The organism is Acinetobacter sp. ANC_7511 (genome assembly GCF_056779975.1).
In genome coordinates this window covers 34,596-50,728 of the sequence record NZ_JBWYIY010000012.1, presented here as the reverse complement: position 1 = coordinate 50,728, position 16,133 = coordinate 34,596, and the positions used below count along the sequence as shown (strand labels likewise).

At 38.3% G+C, this 16,133-nt stretch carries 16 protein-coding genes; 7 read left to right on the top strand and 9 right to left on the bottom strand.

Annotation, left to right across the window (positions count from 1 at the left end; genetic code table 11):
- Positions 1 to 47: 47 nt before the first annotated feature.
- Together AC1M9L_RS09545 and asd are read left to right on the top strand one after the other, a co-directional pair.
- Positions 48 to 896, top strand: a complete 849-nt coding sequence (locus tag AC1M9L_RS09545) for a sulfurtransferase (protein ID WP_481591975.1) — start codon at positions 48 to 50, stop codon at positions 894 to 896.
- Positions 893 to 1,741, top strand: a complete 849-nt coding sequence (gene asd, locus AC1M9L_RS09540; RefSeq protein ID WP_035264801.1) for an archaetidylserine decarboxylase — start codon at positions 893 to 895, stop codon at positions 1,739 to 1,741. Before AC1M9L_RS09545 ends, asd begins: the two co-directional genes overlap by 4 nt.
- 41 nt (positions 1,742 to 1,782) lie before the next feature.
- Here the strand turns inward: asd and phoR are convergent, their stop codons facing one another.
- The 3 genes from phoR to AC1M9L_RS09525 all read right to left on the bottom strand — a co-directional run bounded on the left by phoR (position 1,783) and on the right by AC1M9L_RS09525 (position 4,780).
- The gene (gene phoR / locus AC1M9L_RS09535; protein WP_481591974.1) at positions 1,783 to 3,144 is read right to left on the bottom strand and encodes a phosphate regulon sensor histidine kinase PhoR; all 1,362 of its coding nucleotides are present in this window, start codon (positions 3,142 to 3,144) and stop codon (positions 1,783 to 1,785) included.
- Positions 3,145 to 3,154: 10 nt separating this feature from the next.
- On the bottom strand, positions 3,155 to 3,865 hold the full coding sequence (phoB, locus tag AC1M9L_RS09530) for a phosphate regulon transcriptional regulator PhoB (RefSeq protein WP_035264799.1): 711 nt from the start codon (positions 3,863 to 3,865) through the stop codon (positions 3,155 to 3,157).
- 228 nt (positions 3,866 to 4,093) lie between these two features.
- Positions 4,094 to 4,780, bottom strand: coding sequence for a TetR/AcrR family transcriptional regulator (locus AC1M9L_RS09525; protein ID WP_035264798.1), 687 nt, complete (start codon positions 4,778 to 4,780; stop codon positions 4,094 to 4,096).
- A 198-nt stretch (positions 4,781 to 4,978) separates the two neighbouring features.
- Between AC1M9L_RS09525 and AC1M9L_RS09520 the strand changes: the two genes are divergently transcribed.
- Positions 4,979 to 5,824 carry an SDR family NAD(P)-dependent oxidoreductase gene (locus AC1M9L_RS09520; protein WP_035264797.1) on the top strand — a complete coding sequence of 282 codons (846 nt, stop codon included), beginning with the start codon at positions 4,979 to 4,981 and terminating at the stop codon, positions 5,822 to 5,824.
- Between the two features lie 51 nt (positions 5,825 to 5,875).
- On the opposite strand, the gene AC1M9L_RS09515 is transcribed toward AC1M9L_RS09520, so the two are convergent.
- The 3 genes from AC1M9L_RS09515 to AC1M9L_RS09505 form a co-directional block, all read right to left on the bottom strand.
- A complete protein-coding gene (locus tag AC1M9L_RS09515) occupies positions 5,876 to 7,243 on the bottom strand; it encodes an MATE family efflux transporter (protein ID WP_092766554.1) in 1,368 nt (455 codons plus the stop codon).
- Between the two features lie 104 nt (positions 7,244 to 7,347).
- Positions 7,348 to 8,511 (bottom strand): methionine aminotransferase, encoded by a 1,164-nt coding sequence (locus AC1M9L_RS09510; protein ID WP_481591973.1) that lies wholly within the window; start codon positions 8,509 to 8,511, stop codon positions 7,348 to 7,350.
- A gap of 155 nt (positions 8,512 to 8,666) precedes the next feature.
- Complete coding sequence (locus AC1M9L_RS09505) at positions 8,667 to 9,539, bottom strand: LysR family transcriptional regulator (RefSeq protein WP_035264791.1); 873 nt, start codon at positions 9,537 to 9,539, stop codon at positions 8,667 to 8,669.
- A 97-nt stretch (positions 9,540 to 9,636) separates the two neighbouring features.
- Between AC1M9L_RS09505 and AC1M9L_RS09500 the strand changes: the two genes are divergently transcribed.
- From AC1M9L_RS09500 to thrH, 3 genes are read left to right on the top strand one after another with little or no spacing between them, the layout of a single operon-like run.
- Positions 9,637 to 10,407, top strand: a complete 771-nt coding sequence (locus AC1M9L_RS09500; protein ID WP_035264789.1) for a 2OG-Fe dioxygenase family protein — start codon at positions 9,637 to 9,639, stop codon at positions 10,405 to 10,407.
- Positions 10,408 to 10,410: 3 nt separating this feature from the next.
- Positions 10,411 to 11,019 carry a LysE family translocator gene (locus AC1M9L_RS09495; protein ID WP_035264787.1) on the top strand — a complete coding sequence of 203 codons (609 nt, stop codon included), beginning with the start codon at positions 10,411 to 10,413 and terminating at the stop codon, positions 11,017 to 11,019.
- Between the two features lie 12 nt (positions 11,020 to 11,031).
- On the top strand, positions 11,032 to 11,664 hold the full coding sequence (thrH, locus tag AC1M9L_RS09490; protein WP_092766549.1) for a bifunctional phosphoserine phosphatase/homoserine phosphotransferase ThrH: 633 nt from the start codon (positions 11,032 to 11,034) through the stop codon (positions 11,662 to 11,664).
- Between the two features lie 187 nt (positions 11,665 to 11,851).
- On the opposite strand, the gene AC1M9L_RS09485 is transcribed toward thrH, so the two are convergent.
- The 3 genes from AC1M9L_RS09485 to AC1M9L_RS09475 are packed head-to-tail and all read right to left on the bottom strand — an operon-like array spanning position 11,852 to position 14,326.
- Positions 11,852 to 13,159 carry a DUF445 domain-containing protein gene (locus tag AC1M9L_RS09485; RefSeq protein ID WP_481591972.1) on the bottom strand — a complete coding sequence of 436 codons (1,308 nt, stop codon included), beginning with the start codon at positions 13,157 to 13,159 and terminating at the stop codon, positions 11,852 to 11,854.
- Between the two features lie 37 nt (positions 13,160 to 13,196).
- On the bottom strand, positions 13,197 to 13,751 hold the full coding sequence (locus AC1M9L_RS09480) for a CC0125/CC1285 family lipoprotein (RefSeq protein WP_481591971.1): 555 nt from the start codon (positions 13,749 to 13,751) through the stop codon (positions 13,197 to 13,199).
- Between the two features lie 35 nt (positions 13,752 to 13,786).
- Positions 13,787 to 14,326 carry a DUF924 family protein gene (locus tag AC1M9L_RS09475; RefSeq protein WP_035264779.1) on the bottom strand — a complete coding sequence of 180 codons (540 nt, stop codon included), beginning with the start codon at positions 14,324 to 14,326 and terminating at the stop codon, positions 13,787 to 13,789.
- Positions 14,327 to 14,538: 212 nt separating this feature from the next.
- On the opposite strand from AC1M9L_RS09475, the gene gshA reads away from it, so the two are divergent.
- A complete protein-coding gene (gshA, locus tag AC1M9L_RS09470) occupies positions 14,539 to 16,116 on the top strand; it encodes a glutamate--cysteine ligase (RefSeq protein WP_481591970.1) in 1,578 nt (525 codons plus the stop codon).
- The last annotated feature ends 17 nt before the right edge of the window (positions 16,117 to 16,133 follow it).

Genomic DNA, 16,133 nt, shown 5'->3' with positions numbered 1-16,133 from the left:
GTCTTGTGCTAAGATTTGAACAAGGCCAATAGAACTATTCAATAAATATGACCACTAACGCTTTTGATTTCGGTCTGCTCATTGAAGCAGAACAACTTGTTCCTCATTTAGGAAGTGAAAAGTTACGTATTGTTGATTTGACCCGAAGTTCGGTCTATGAGCAATTACATATTCCGCATGCTATACATCTGAAGCCAAAATTTTTAGTGCGCCAAGAGGAACAAGCTACGGGTTTATTGCCTGATGATGAAGGGCTTCAGCAGCTAGTCCAGATATTAAACATATCACCTGAGCATCATGTCGTGGTCTATGATGATGAAGGTGGGGCATGGGCTGGTCGACTGATATGGAATCTACACTGTATGGGTTTTTATAACACCAGTTTATTAAATGGTGGTATTCATGCATGGTTAGGCGCCAACTATCCTACTTCTTCAGAAGTTGAAGAGGTTCAGCCAGTCACATGTCTTTTTCAAGTTAAGATATCCAATGTTGATCAACACCGTATTGATTATTCAACTTTGATAAAAAAAATTGAAAATAAAACTTGCCAAGTATGGGACTGCCGAACGGCTGAGGAGTATACCGGGCAACGTCTCGCGGCACGTCGTGGGGGACATATTCCAACGGCTAGACATTTTGAGTGGAGTACTGCACTTAATCGTCAAAATCATTTAAAATTGCACCCCTTAGAACGCACGCAACAACGTTTAGAACAATTGGGCTTTCAATTTGATCAGCCAGTCGTCGTATATTGTCAGTCTCATCACCGTTCAGGTTTAGCTTACATTATTGGTCGATTACTGGGTTGGGATATCCAAGCTTATGATGGTGCGTGGAGCGAGTGGGGCAACCGCCTCGACAGTCCAATCATTACTGGAGAGTCACCTGAGTGAGTCTGACAAATTTAAAAAAGAAACTATTTATTCAAGCGCAGCAAATCGTCCCGCAACAAAAACTCAGCCGTTTGGTGGGTAAAGTCGCAGCCAGTGAAAACCCAGTATTAAAGAATGTTGTCATTCAAGCATTTAAAGCAAAATATGGCATTGATATGTCAATTGCTGAGCAACAAAATGCCTTGAAATTTAAATCCTTTAATGAGTTTTTCACTCGCTCTTTGAAAACAGGCGTTCGTTCAATTGATCCTAATCCTAAAAGTGTCGTGTCACCTGCAGACGGTGCAATTTCACAATTAGGTAAAATCAATGAGGGCGATATTTTTCAGGCAAAAGGTCAAAGCTTTTCAGTTGAAAAGTTAATTGGTGATCCTCAATTGGCAGCACCATTCAAAAATGGTGAATTTGCAACAGTGTACTTATCACCGCGTGATTATCATCGTGTGCATATGCCTTATTCTGGTACATTGACTGAAACTTTATATATTCCAGGTGAATTATTTTCAGTCAACCAAACTACAGCTGAAAATATTCCGGGTTTGTTTGCACGTAATGAACGAATGGTATGTTTATTCGATACTGATATTGGTCGTATGGCTGTTGTTTTAGTTGGCGCAATGATTGTTGCTGGAATTGAAACTGTTGCGACAGGTAAAGTAAAACCAACAGGTCGCTTAGAGCTGAACCATCATGCGATGAAACTTGAAAAAGGTGATGAGCTCGGACGTTTTTATTTGGGTTCAACGGCTGTAGTTTTGTTTGAGAAAGATAAAATGCAATGGGACCAAGCATTTAAGGCGAACTCAACTGTAGTAATGGGTGAAGCGTTGGGTCATCTTATTTGAGTATATCTTTTGAATAAGAAAAGCGCCTAAGGCGCTTTTTTTTATTCGTGCATTTTATACAAGCGTTCTTTGGGAAACACGGCAATAAATGTAGAGCCTTCGTTTTCTTTCGACTCGATTTCAATATGTGCGCCATGTTGCATAAGTACGTGCTTAACGATGGCAAGGCCTAAACCAGTACCACCTGTTTGACGACTGCGTGCACTATCCACACGATAAAAACGCTCAGTTAAACGCGGTAAGTGTTTTGGATCAATTCCAATACCAGTATCCTGAACAGAAAAATAGCCACGTTCTCCATCATCATGCCAGCCGATGGTGATGGTGCCACCTTTCGGGGTGTACTTTATGGCATTGGTAATTAAGTTGCTAAATGCACTCGCCAATTCCATATCTGAACCAATTAAGTCACAGTGGCTGTCTATATCAAGGTTAAGTGTATGACCATAATCAATATTGTAAGCTTGCGCATCATCAAACAGATGGTTCATTAAACTTGGCATTTCGATAATTTGATTTTTCGCAATTTGTTTTTCATTTTCTAAACGAGACAAAAGCAAAAGATCATTGACCAATGCATTCATGCGTTTAGTTTGCGATTGCATTTGTTCAAAGGCACGTTTCCAACGCGGATTGATATCTTCTTGATCTGTGAATGTTTCGATATACCCACTTAACACTGTGAGTGGTGTTCTTAATTCATGTGAAATATTGTCAACAAAATCTGAACGCATTTGCTCGAGATTTTTCATACGCGTAATGTCGTGCGCAACTAAGAGGCGACTTTCATTGCCAAAGCGAGTCAGTTTGATTTGCGCGTACTTATTATCATGGTTCACCAATTTAATTTTTACACCATCTGGTGCTTGATTGGTATTATGAAAATATTCAATAAAATCTGGCTGGCGAATAATCGTGAGCAGGTTGCGGCCACGATCAACAGCTTGAATGCCAAATAACTTTTCCGCAGCAGGATTCCACCATTCGATTTGATGGGAATCATCCGTAAGAATAATCGCTTCTGATAAAGCCACGAGAGAAGATTGAGTTCGATCGATCAGTCCAACCATTTCAGACTGAACAATACGTTCTTGGCGTTGAGCCCGATATACATTGAACAGTAATGCCCCCCAGATTCCATTTAAATTTGGTGGTACATCGTAAGGACGATTCGAAATCCAATCATTGACTAAATATAATGAGCGTAATTGGATACCAAAAAATATGAGACAGGCAATGCCTAAGCATATCCAAAGATAGCCAATCCCTAACCCGATACAGCCCGCAATAATCAGTAGAAATACCAGTAAACGTAAGTCTTGCTTGGCAAAAGTCCATAAACTGCTATATAGAAACTTTTGATGTTCACGTGCCAATTCTGGGACGGGGTAGGGTTCGTACATAAAATCTAAATTAACCTAAAGCAACATCAGCTCGTGTTGAAAAACGATAGCCAGTACCACGCACAGTTTGAACATAACGGTCTGCACCATAAGGTTCGAGCACCTTACGTAAGCGACGGATATGGACGTCGATGGTTCTGTCTTCAATATACACATTTCCACCCCATACCTGATCAAGTAATTGAGCACGGGTATAGGCACGTTCTGGATGAGTCATAAAGAATGCCAATAGACGATATTCTGTTGGCCCCATATCAAGAATATTTTGATTATAGCTGACACGTTGGCTTACTGGGTCAAGAATTAAGCCATTTGCATCAATGGTTTTTTCGCCATTTAACGCATTTGCACGTCTTAACACTGCTTTAATACGGGATACCAACTCACGTGTTGAAAATGGTTTCGTCATATAGTCATCTGCACCAGCATCAAGACCTTGAACTTTATGGTCTTCTTCGCCACGCGCAGTCAACATAATGACTGGAATTTCTGAAAGTGTTTCATCACGCTTAAGGCGACGACACAAATCTACGCCACTCACGCCACCCGGTAACATCCAGTCGAGTAGGATAAGCGCTGGACGTTGATCAACAATCATTTGATGTGCTTGTTTCGCATCTTCTGCTTCCAAGCATTGAAAGCCTGCCATATCTAAAGAAGTATGGATCATTTCCCGAATTGGGAGCTCGTCGTCGACAATTAAAATGTAGTCATCTTTCACAACGCAATATCCTATGATGAACGGTGAACCGTTTTATATTTATGACAGGCTTATTACAAAGATTAATTATGACAGTATCATTGCAAGATGGAAATCGAAGTTAAATATAGCAATGTTTTGTGACAATTAGGCTGATATTTTGTCTCATTGATATTTATTAATCTGAAATTAAATCAATATCTTAAATTTACTTACGATTTGTCACAATTTCTTCATCTTAATTTGATGCTACTTTTTCATTAGATCATTCAATAGGGCGAGAAAAACGGTTTTACATGCCTGAACGACCTCAGCACGTGGAAGTTTAAAACCACCTACTACCCAGCGAACAGCAACTTGAGTGACATAGCCATTTAGACCAGTTGCAATCAAGGAGATCTCTTTTTCAGTGAGATGGGTATGTGGCATCATTAATGTGACAAAGGCATGAATCATTCGGTCGAAACGGCCCATTGTTTCTTGAATGGTTGCATGATTATGAAGTTCTTGGACGAGCATTGCATCAATATAAATAATCCGAGCGGTACGCGGATCATCTTCTAAAAAACTAAAGAACGCATTTAGACCTGCATCAATCATGTTGAGAGGCTCAGGAGAGGCTTTCATAATAGCTTGCATTAATGTTTGTTGAAGCTTCTCAATCAGTTCTAAAAAGATCGTTTGGAATAAGTTTTCACTTTTCTTAAAAGATTCATAAAAGTAACGTTCAGTTAATTTCGCTTGTGTGCAAATATCTTTAACGGTTACTGAGAAAAAACCATGAGTTCCATATGCTTCAATACCCGCTTCAATAAGTTTCTCACGGCGTGCTTGTTTGCGTTCAGTTAAGGACATCCCTTTAAATTGACGCTCTTTTGCGGGAGGCTTTTCAATCGCTTGCTCGTGTTCTGATGGAGTGAGGTTCTCTGGGTTCATAGCAATTCGAGTCTTTTTATAAAAGTGTTATGCTGCGGTCAGTATAGAGTACTGATCAGCTAAAGATACTAAATTGGCCTATAGTAACAATAAAAATGGTCGATAGTTACATTGACAATAATAATTGTCAAAATTATAGTGAACATGAATGACCCAGATCAACGCTGTGGTGCATAAAAATCAAAAAAAGGATTCACAATGAAAAATTTTAAAAACAAAGTGGCTGCAATCACAGGTGCAGGTTCTGGTATTGGTCAACAACTTGCGGTGTTACTGGCCAAGCAAGGTTGTCATTTGTCTTTAAGTGACGTAAATGAAAAGGGCTTAGCAGAAACAGTTGAACTGACGAAGAATGCAAATGTACGAGTCACAACCAAGAAAGTAGATGTTGCGAATCGTGACGAAGTTAAAGCATGGGCGGCTGAAACTGTACAGAATCATGGTTCAGTGAACATGATTTTCAACAATGCTGGGGTGGCATTGGGTTCGACCGTTGAAGGCGCAACATACGAAGAGTTGGAATGGATTGTTAACATTAACTTCTGGGGTGTCGTGTACGGCACCAAAGAATTCTTACCATATATTAAGAAAACAGGTGATGGACACATTATCAACATTTCAAGTTTATTCGGTTTAACTGCGCAACCAACTCAGTCTGCGTATAATGCAACTAAATTTGCTGTACGTGGTTTCACTGAATCTCTTCGTCAAGAGCTAGATATTGAAAATGTGGGTGTGAGCGCGCTTTGCGTACATCCAGGTGGCATTCGTACCAATATTGCGAAAGCTGCAAAAATGAATGACAGTTTAAAATCTTTGGGCATGAATCCACAGAAATCTGCACAGACATTTGATAAATTATTACGTTGTCCACCTGAAGAAGCAGCGCGTCAAATTCTAGAAGCAGTGCAAAAAGATCGCCGTCGTTTACTGATTGGTAACGATGCGAAAGTGATTGATTTAATGCAACGTGTGATGCCAACGGGCTATCAAAAAGTGACTGCATTTGCGACTAAAATGAGTAAACGTTTCGATTCTAAATAATCGTTAAAAAAACCCGCGTCATGCGGGTTTTTTATTTTCTTGATTTCTAATTTAAATCAGTACTTGAACAGTTTTCTTTTTCCAAACAAATTGATAATACAAACCTTGCATCACACATAAGCAAACGAAAGCCAAAGCATAAGCGTACCAGATTCCCGCCAGCCCCCACCATGCGCTAAATAGATAAGCTGCTGGGAGTTCTATACAGAGTATGGCTACAATATTGATGATCATTGGCATAGTCACAGTGCCACTTGCACGCATAATTGAGGCGAAAATAGCACTCGCGCCAAAAAATAAAATTGACCACAGCACAATAAACAATAATTGTTGCCCGAGTATCACGACTTTTTCATCTGTAATAAATAATGCCATGAGATATTTTGAGAACAAATAAGCCAAGATTACGAGCCCGCCTGTAAAGACAAAATTCATCCCCAGTGCTGTTTTAGTTACACGTGATAAAGAATCCGCTTTACCTGCACCGATCGCTTGAGCCCCAAAAATAGAGGCAGCAATTGCGATAGACAGAGCAGGGAATTGGATGTAGTTCAAAACCTGATTAACTGCGCCATAAGCAGCTGTTGCTTCTGAACCATAGCGATTGACCAAGCCGACAATGACTAATCCTGCCACAGAGGTCGTGACCATTTGAATGCCTGTAGGAACGCCAAGTCTGAGAATAATTTTGCTCAGTTCAGGATTGTGGCGTACATGTTTACACATTGCTAAATCTGGACGTAATGGATGATTTTTTTTATTTAAATAAACGTACAGAAAAATAAGCACGGCCAGATAACCCACAATCGTGGCGATGGCAGGTGCAATGATACCCAATTGAGGAAATCCAAAATATCCAGCGATGAGAACAGGGGTAATAAAGAGCCCAATTAAACTGGTCATTCCCAAAGCGATGAGAGGTGTAATGCTATCACCGACACCACGTAAGATAGAGGTATAAATAATATAAATAAAAAGGAGTGGGCTACCTGCTAACATCCATTGAACATAAGGCAAAGATAAATGCATGACACTTGGGTCTGTGCCCAAGGCCTCAAGAATGTGGCGTGCAGATAGAACACCTAAAATGGCAATAATCGTCCCGCCGATCAATGTCATAAAAATAGTAGAGCCGACAACCGCTCTTACTTTTTCTAAATTTTGTGCTCCCCACGCTTGACCAACCAATACCGTCGAGCCAGCCGAAAGCCCAATTACAAAAGCCAAGAGACAGAACAAAATAGGGAAGAAGACGGAAACAGCAGCAATTGCTTGAACGCCCATCATTTGCCCGACGAAGATCGTATTAATTGTGCCGGATAAATTTTGCAGGATATTGGTTGCAATCAGCGGAACTAAAAAAACTAAAAAAACTTTCCAGAAACCAGGTTCATCAATCGGCCGTAAGGTTCTCGCCATATATAAGTCTTATCCATTATTGTTTTCTATATCAACGGATTGACCTTAGCACCTTATCATTCAAATTGATTTAGTAATAAAGTAATCCGTCTCGTCTCTTTTCGTTATTGTGATTGAACCTTCGTTAAAATTTCTCCTGCAAGATGCAAGGTTTCCTCTCGTTTTGCAAAACAGACCCGAATGAGCTTCAGATCTTGAGGTGGCTGTTGATAAAACACTGATATAGGAATCGCTACCAGTTTGTGTTGTTCTGCAAGATATTGGCACATTTCTATATCTGTGAGCTCAGGTCTTAGTGTACTGAAATCTAAGTTTTGAAAATAAGTTCCTGGTGACGGCACATATTGAAATTTTGAATGTTGAATTCCATGGATGAATAAGTCACGTTTAGCTTGATAAAAATTGGGGAGATCTAAAATATGTTCAGGATGTTGTTCGATGAATTGATTAAGCGCGATTTGAATCGGATGGACACCACAGAAATTGGCAAATTGATAAATTTGACGAAATACTTTCATCAGTGCCTGAGGTGCAACGCAATATCCAGTTTTCCAACCAGTAACATGAAACGTTTTTCCGAATGAACCAATCACAAAACTACGATCTCGAAGTTCAGGAAAACTAAGCGCAGAATAATGTTGTTGACCATCAAACACTAAATATTCATAGACCTCGTCAGATAGTACACAAATGTTTTTATCCTGAATCAACTCGATCAGTTGTTGCCAATCTTGCTTGGACCAAATTGCACCTGAGGGATTATGTGGTGTATTTACAATGATTAATCGCGTTCGTTCATTTATTCGATCTTTCACCACATTCCAGTCAACATGGAAGTCTGGATGTACCAAGTTGATATGGATCGCTTGCGCCCCAGCGAGTTTCACTGCAGGTGCATAACTATCATAAGCAGGATCGAAAATAATTACTTCATCTCCAGCATTTACAACAGCTTGAATCGCACACAAAATTGCAGTCGTTGCACCAGGTGTAATGGTGATTTCGCTGATCGGGTCTAAATCGACTTGGTCTCGTTGGCAGAATTGGGCTGCAATTTTTTGTCTTAAACTCAGCAGACCGTCACCAGGTGGATATTGGTTATAGCCTTGTTGTGTGGCTTGAGCTAAAGCTGCAATTAATTCAGGAGGAGGTGGAAAATCAGGAAAACCTTGAGAAAGATTTAACGCGTTCAACTTTTGGGCGAGTGCTGACATCACGCTAAAAATAGTGACACCTAAGTCTGGTAATTTAGATTCAATTTTAATCATGCTGGATAGTAATATTTAGCCCGTTTCTTCGTAGTTTAGCAGTTGAAATGCCTGCACTAAATACAAATATCTGCGACATATTCGTTTTAATTTTCATAAGATTCTAATGATCTTCAATTAAGTTTAAAACCTTAGATGATCTATGTGATCTCATGTTAAAAATGATTGATCTGACTTTGCTTCATTTCATTTTTTAACCAATTTAAAAAAATAATCTTCCGAGGATCTTCAATAAATCTAGTATGGGACAGTAGATAATAGGCAGAACCATCCTGAAGAATTGGTGTTATTTTTTTTACAGACTTGAGCTCTAATTCTTTTTCAATCATGTAGATAGAAATGATCGTCTTTCCTAGGCCAGCCAAGCAGCCTTCTAAACATAAGTAAAAATGCTCTAATTCTATTTTGGAATGTTTCTTCAGAATATCTTTGAGTTCATCCAATTGGTGTAATTTTTTTGAAAAATAAGGGCGTGATTTAGAAATTAACAATTCTTTGGTTTTAGGGTGGTGAGATGCTTGGACTGCCACAATATATTCATCGCCAATTTTCTCACTAAACAGATGCGATCCCCATTCAAAATCATTTCTTCGTATTGCGATATCGATATTATCTTTTTCAAAGTCGACTACACCACCACCTGTGAGCAAAACCACTTCAAAATCATGTCCAAGTTTTTTAAATTCAACAAGTCGTGGAATTAACCACTTCATCGAAATGGTTGGTTCACAGGACAGTACCAATTGTTTGTTTTCAGTTTTATTTTGAGTTAGTCCAATTAAACAATCATCCAATTGATTGAAAATATTCTGAGCGCAATGAAAAAGAGTTTCTCCTTCTTTGGTGAGTATCAAGGTTTTATTTCGTCGTTCAAATAATGTGATATTTAATATTTCTTCGAGATTGTAAATTTGCTTACTGACGGCACTTTGCGTAACAAATAATTTCTTTGCTGCAATCGTGACACTGCTGTATTTAGCGACAAAATAAAAAAACTTCAGTGAATTCAAAGATATTTTTTCTATCATTCCAAAAACTCATATATTTTTAGTCGATTTTATTGATTTTATTTTTTTAACTTTTGTTCAAAATGAAGATTACCAAAAGCAAAATAAAGCTAATACAATGGAAAATATATTAAAATTCAGTCCATTTAACAAGCAGCATCTCCATGAATACACATATTCAAAAGAGATAATCAAAAAGGGTTATGCGTTTATTGATTTAAATACATTCCAAGAAATACAGAAAAATAATAATTTTCACGATGTTAATGAGCAAGATGTCAGTGATTTTATAGACAGTTGGAACGCTCTAGATTTAGATCAATTTATGTCGGATAAAGGTAAATATCGAACAAGAAAACATGCAACTTTTACTATTAATGATAAGCATAAAATTTTACTGAAAAATTCTTATATTCCTCATTTTCAGACGATTGAATACAACACTTTGAATGGTGGAATTGCGAGATATTTTTCAGAGATTGATAAAAATACAATTGAAAATCCAATTTTTAGAAATTTACTACAATTCGCATATCTCACCTTTTCAGAAATTGAAACTGAAAATTGGTTTATCGAAGCGCATCAATTTCGCATTGAAGCAAAATTTAACGATAGTGGTAAGCCAACCCCTGAGGGGATACATCGAGATGGGGTGGATTTCGTTTTAATGGCCATGATCAACCGTCAAAATGTTCAGGGTGGAATGACCCGAATTTATGACTTAAATAAGAATTTGAAAGCAGAATTTATGCTTGAAAATTTTTTAGATATCGCACTTGTGGATGATCATCAGGTCTATCACAGCGTAACGGAAATCAAAGTCAATGATTTTACGTTGGGTGATACTGGATTAAGAGATGTATTAGTGATCACGTTTAAAAAGGCATAATGAATGGGTGAGTTTATAGCAGTTATTCTCATCACCATACTCGCTGTTGTGAGTCCTGGTGCTGATTTTGCTATCGTGACAAAAAACAGTTACTTATATGGTAGAAGGATAGGTGTTCTCACTTCACTGGGAATTTCTTTAGGTGTTTTGATTCATGTGACTTATACGCTTATTGCTGTCGCATTTGTCATGGCGTATACACCTCAAATTCTAAATATTGTGAAGTATATTGGAGCCATCTATCTCATCTATATCGGTTATAAAACTTTTGTACAAAGTCCGGTTGTCGAGACGTCATCAACTGCTGCAATTAATCCTTTTCAAGCAGTGAAATATGGCTTTTTCACCAATGCACTTAATCCTAAAACGACTTTATTTGTGATTAGTACATACACTCAGATCATCAGTGTGAGTACGCCGAAAGCGATTCTGGTCGGTTATGGGCTATTTATGTCTTTTGCTCATTTTTTATGGTTTGGATTGGTGGCTTTGCTTTTTTCATCGATTGTTTTAAGACAGAAAATGTTAGCTAAGCAAGTACAGATTAACAGAGTGATTGGAACTGTATTATGTCTGCTAGGGATAGCACTTCTGTTTGCTAAATTTCAATAATAGGGTAGCAATATGAAAAAGATGGCTTTTATCGATATGGAAGGTGTTCTTGTCCCTGAAATATGGAAACACTTCTCAAATGTATACAATATCCCAGAGTTGGCGATTACAACTCGAGAAGTCGCAGACTATAAGTCTCTGATGGAATTTAGAATTAATTTACTGAAAGAAAATAAAATTCCTTTAAAACAATTAATCGATGACATTAAAGAACTGGATGTCATTCCAGATGCTAAGGAGTTTTTAGAATATTTGCAAAAGGCTGAAAATTTTGAAGTTAACATTATTTCAGATTGCTTTTATGAGTTTTTATTTCCCTTTTTTGAAAAATTAAATCTTCCTGTTAAAAATACATATTGTCATCACTTAGAAATTGGACCAGATGGATTTATAGAAAATGTTCTGTATACACGAGATAAAGGGAAACATGAAATTATTGTAAAGTTCCAAAAAGAAAACGTTTCAATGACCAATAGTATTGCGATTGGTGATGCATTCAATGATTTTTCGATGTTGCATTTAGTTGATTATGGTTTTTTATTTCAACCCTCAGAAGACGTGAGAAAGAACTCCCCAGCTTATTTTTGTAAAGTAGACTCTTATCAAGATATTATTTCACATTTAAATCGTAAAAAAATTATGTAACCTTATAATATTATTATGGTTTATATAAGATGAAGCAGATAGGAATGACTCTAGTGATAGCTTAGTTCTTTAAATGGATTAAGAATAATAAATACAGCCCATTCATGCAGAAATGGGCTTTTTGATGACGTCAATTCACAATGAATTCAATTTTAGTCAGCGACCAAATTTAAATTTCATTTCTAAGTTAAATCAAAAATTCAACTGCTGCTCGGATGATCCCTAACACTAAACCGATAAATGCACCAACGACAACACCGTTGACGCGAATCATATGTAAGTCACCACCGACTTCATTTTCAATTTTATCGATCATTTCTCGTGAGTCCCATTCGTGAATGCGTTCACTGATAAATAAAATGACTTTTTCGCTGTATTGATCACTGAGATTGACTGCCATTGAACTCATTTTTTCATTTAATAATTGGCGTAATGCAGGATTGGAAATGATGTTTTGACCGACTTGTTGAATCGCAACACGTAAATTTTCAGCTATACCTGAATCTGCTTTCTCCAAATCTTCACGAATGGCATTGCACAGAATGACGACGGCACCAGTAATAAAATTTAAAACTTGAGGACTATCTAACAATGCATTTTTAGTTTCATTTAATTTAAGACTCGCCTGACTTTCAGGATTTGCGAGTTCAGTCATTAAATGCTGTGCAATACTCTCAATTTTTTGACGCCATGGATGCTCTGGATCTGCCAACATTGACTCGACACGCTCTATTAAAGAGTCAATCGTTCTTTGTTGAACATCGATACCGATCCAACTTGCGCCTTTGGCTAAACGCCACACTCCGAGTTCTTTAAATAGGGTGCGGGTTAGCTCCCGAGTTTGTTCAGGATGTGAAGTCACCCAACCGTGCGCAACATCGAGACCACGTTGTAAAACATCTTGGTGGAAGTCATTTTCTAATACGGCACGAATCATTTCACTGGCCAGGGTATTGATTTGAGTGTTCTTTACCCATTGCACACTGTTAGTTTGAATAAACCTACCGACTTGTTCTTGTCCAACAAACTCAAAAACTTTAGGCACTGTCTGTTGAATCACTTGAGTCACTTGACGATTGTTATCTGGATTGGCTAGCCATTGTCCTACTGCCAAACTCACATCTGTTTGACTCAAGCTTTTTGCCACAATCTGTGGCGATAGGAAGTTTTCTTGAACAAAACGTCCCATGGATTCTGCAATACGCGCTTTGTTACGTGGAATAATTTCGGTGTGATCTTTTAAAAACTTAGGAATAGGGATACGGCCGAATGGGTTCCGAAACAAAACCGTAATGGCATACCAATCTGCTAAACCACCAACCACACCTGCTTCAGCAGACAACATTAAAATATGAATAAGCCAAACATATTCTGGAAAAATTTTGGCAGCTACCATGAGCGATATCCAAGCCAATACAGCGACAACCAGTGCGATCATGGCAAACCGTTTGCTTCGATCCAGACTAGGGGTAGTCATTGTTGGTGATACACTCATGCATAATTCCTATGTAAGCTGTTGTATTAATATTATTTTATTGTGATTGAGAAGGCTGTGTTTGTACAGGCAGTATGTCGCCTGTAGCACTTAAACCATATTTAGACCCTAAGGCCTGTAAAATTAAACGTGCATCAAAAGCATCTTGAGGTGCTGTTTTTTGATCTTTAAAACAGGTGATGGTATAGGCTACTTGAACTGGCTCTAAACTGACCACCTGTGGCAGATCATAAAAAGGATCAAAGAACATAGGATGTCTACGATATCCATAACCATACGGGTAAGGATTGGAATAAACCACAGCTTGACGAGGTGGTTGTTGTGTGCGATTGCTTGGATCATCTTGGACTTTAAAAAAATGAAAGCCCTGTTTGACCGTTGTTTGTGCAGCTTTAAGTAAGGTTATTTCTTCAGCTGTACCATAGCTCATGTTGGATGAGCCTTGAAAACTAATACGATACGTTGATTGGTTCAAGGGAATAGTTGCGAATTGCCCAAGCTGATCAAATGTAGGCGGTTTACTTGGCGTCGTGACACAACCAGACAGCAGGATCATGCCAGATAATCCCAAAATCATGCATAAGTTCTTCATTTCGCTCTCCTGAAGTCTGTTGTATCAATATCAATTTAGAAGCTACTGTTTGGCTGTTTTAAAAATTCTATTTCCTCAGGTGTAGAGAGACGATTTAAAATTTCATTACGATGAGGATAGCGGCCGAAACGTTCAATGATGACTTGATGCTTTTTCTCAAAGTCTAAATTTACAGGGTTGCCTAATGCCTCAAACAAACGAAGCGCTTGAGTGTGAATGATTTTTGATTCGCTATGCATGAAAGGCATATATAAGAAGCTACGTTGTTCAGGTTCCAGTTCGAGATCTAAACCAAGACGAACCGCTTCTTGAGCTAGCCCAAGTGCTAATGGATCTTGGGCAAAAGATTCAGCTTTGCCACGATAAACATTACGAGAAAATTGATCCAAGACAATGATTTCTGCTAAGCGTCCTAAAGCAGTTTCCCGCCATGTCCATAGTTCGCCTGCGGCAGCTTGTTGGATGGTGTGACCAAATTGCGCTTGAATAAGTTGATCGAAAGCATCGCTTTTCGCAAACCAATGTGGTTGAGTTTCAGCACTGAACCAAAAATCTATAACGTTGTGATAATTCATATTCTTTACAGTTTGTTAGCATTTATTCTGCAATAAAATCACAAATTTCAGATGTCTTAAAGACTAAGATTGTGTTAAAAATTTGCCAAAATAAAAGGTTTATCCAACTGAAATGTATATGCAAACTGCATTTGGGAATATAAATCACGGTATACTTGATATAAATCAATAATTTTTTATCTCAGTCGTTCTTCTAGATAAGCGAGTAAGTAATGAGTCAACCCGAAGCGCTCTCTGAAACAATTTTACCAAATTGGGTGGATTCGTCGGTGTTTAAAGGTATGTTACGAGGCATTGAGCGCGAAAGCTTAAGGATGCAAAGTGATGGCTTTATCTCCCAGAAAGATCATCCTAAGGGTTTAGGCTCTGCGTTAACTCATCCTCATATTACGACAGATTATTCTGAAGCCTTACTTGAGTTTATTACGCCTCCTCAATCTTCAATTCCTGAAGCATTAAGCTACTTAGAAGATATTCATGCTTTCACTCATCGACATCTAGAAGATGGTGAAAAGCTATGGCCAATGTCGATGCCATGTATGTTGGATGATGAAGAAGAAAGTATTCGTCTTGCGCAATATGGCTCGTCCAATATTGGTAAATTCAAAACCTTATACCGTCGTGGTTTAGGTGTACGTTATGGTCGTCGTATGCAGACGATTTCAGGTGTACATTACAATGTTTCATTCCCTGATGCGTTGTTTGAGCAGTTGCAAGCAAACGAGCAAGATGAAGCTTTAAAACAGCTCAGTTTGCAGGATTATCGCAGCCATCGATATTTCGCTTTAATTCGAAATTTCATTCGTTTAACCCCATTGGTTATGTTTTTGATAGGTGCAAGCCCATCGGTCTGTCGTTGTTTTATGACGGGTCGTGAACATCATTTATTGCCTTTAATTAAGGGAACATTGTATTTGCCATATGCCACTGCATTGCGTATGGGGCGCTTTGGATATCAAAACTCGGCGCAGAAAGAGTTAGGTATTCATTACAATGATTTGAAAGGATATTTAGCAGGTTTACAAAAGGCGGTGAAAACATCTTATGCTGCTTTCAGTCGTTTGGGATTAGATGACGAAGCGGGTGAGCCGATCCAAATTAATGATCACGTACTGCAAATTGAAAACGAATACTATAGTCTTGTACGTCCTAAACAAGTACCACAGTCTGGTGAAACACCATCTGATGCATTAGCAAACCGTGGGGTAGGGTATGTTGAATTACGCGCAGTAGATGTGAATCCATACAGCCCTATTGGTATCAATGAAGATACTGCAGGATTCCTTGAGGTATTAGCGCTTTATTGTTTATTAAAAGACAGTCCTGAACTGCTAGATGATGAACTTGAAGTGATTGAACAAAACCAGCAAGAAGTTGTGAATCGTGGACGTGCGCCAAATGCTGCCATTGTTGAAAATGGTCAATCAATTGAAATTGAGACATGGGCAAATAAATATCTCAAACAGATGCAGCCTTTAGCAGAAACGTTAGATCAAGCTCACTCGACCTCGTTGTATTCTGATGCAATGCAAATTATGCAATTACGAGTAGATGAAGTGGATGAAACCTTCTCTGCGAAAATAGTAGAAGATACACTAAAACATAGTGGTACTTGGAGCTTAGGTAGTGTGCTCGCGCATCAACATGCTGATCATTATCAAAATTATGTGTTATCTCAGGATAAAGTCACCTATTTTGAACAACTTACAGTGCAATCACTTGAGCAGCAACAACAGTTGGAAGCAGAGTCTAGTTTAAGCTTTAAAGAATATCTAAAAGCATATCGATAAAAATATTGAGGAAAGTA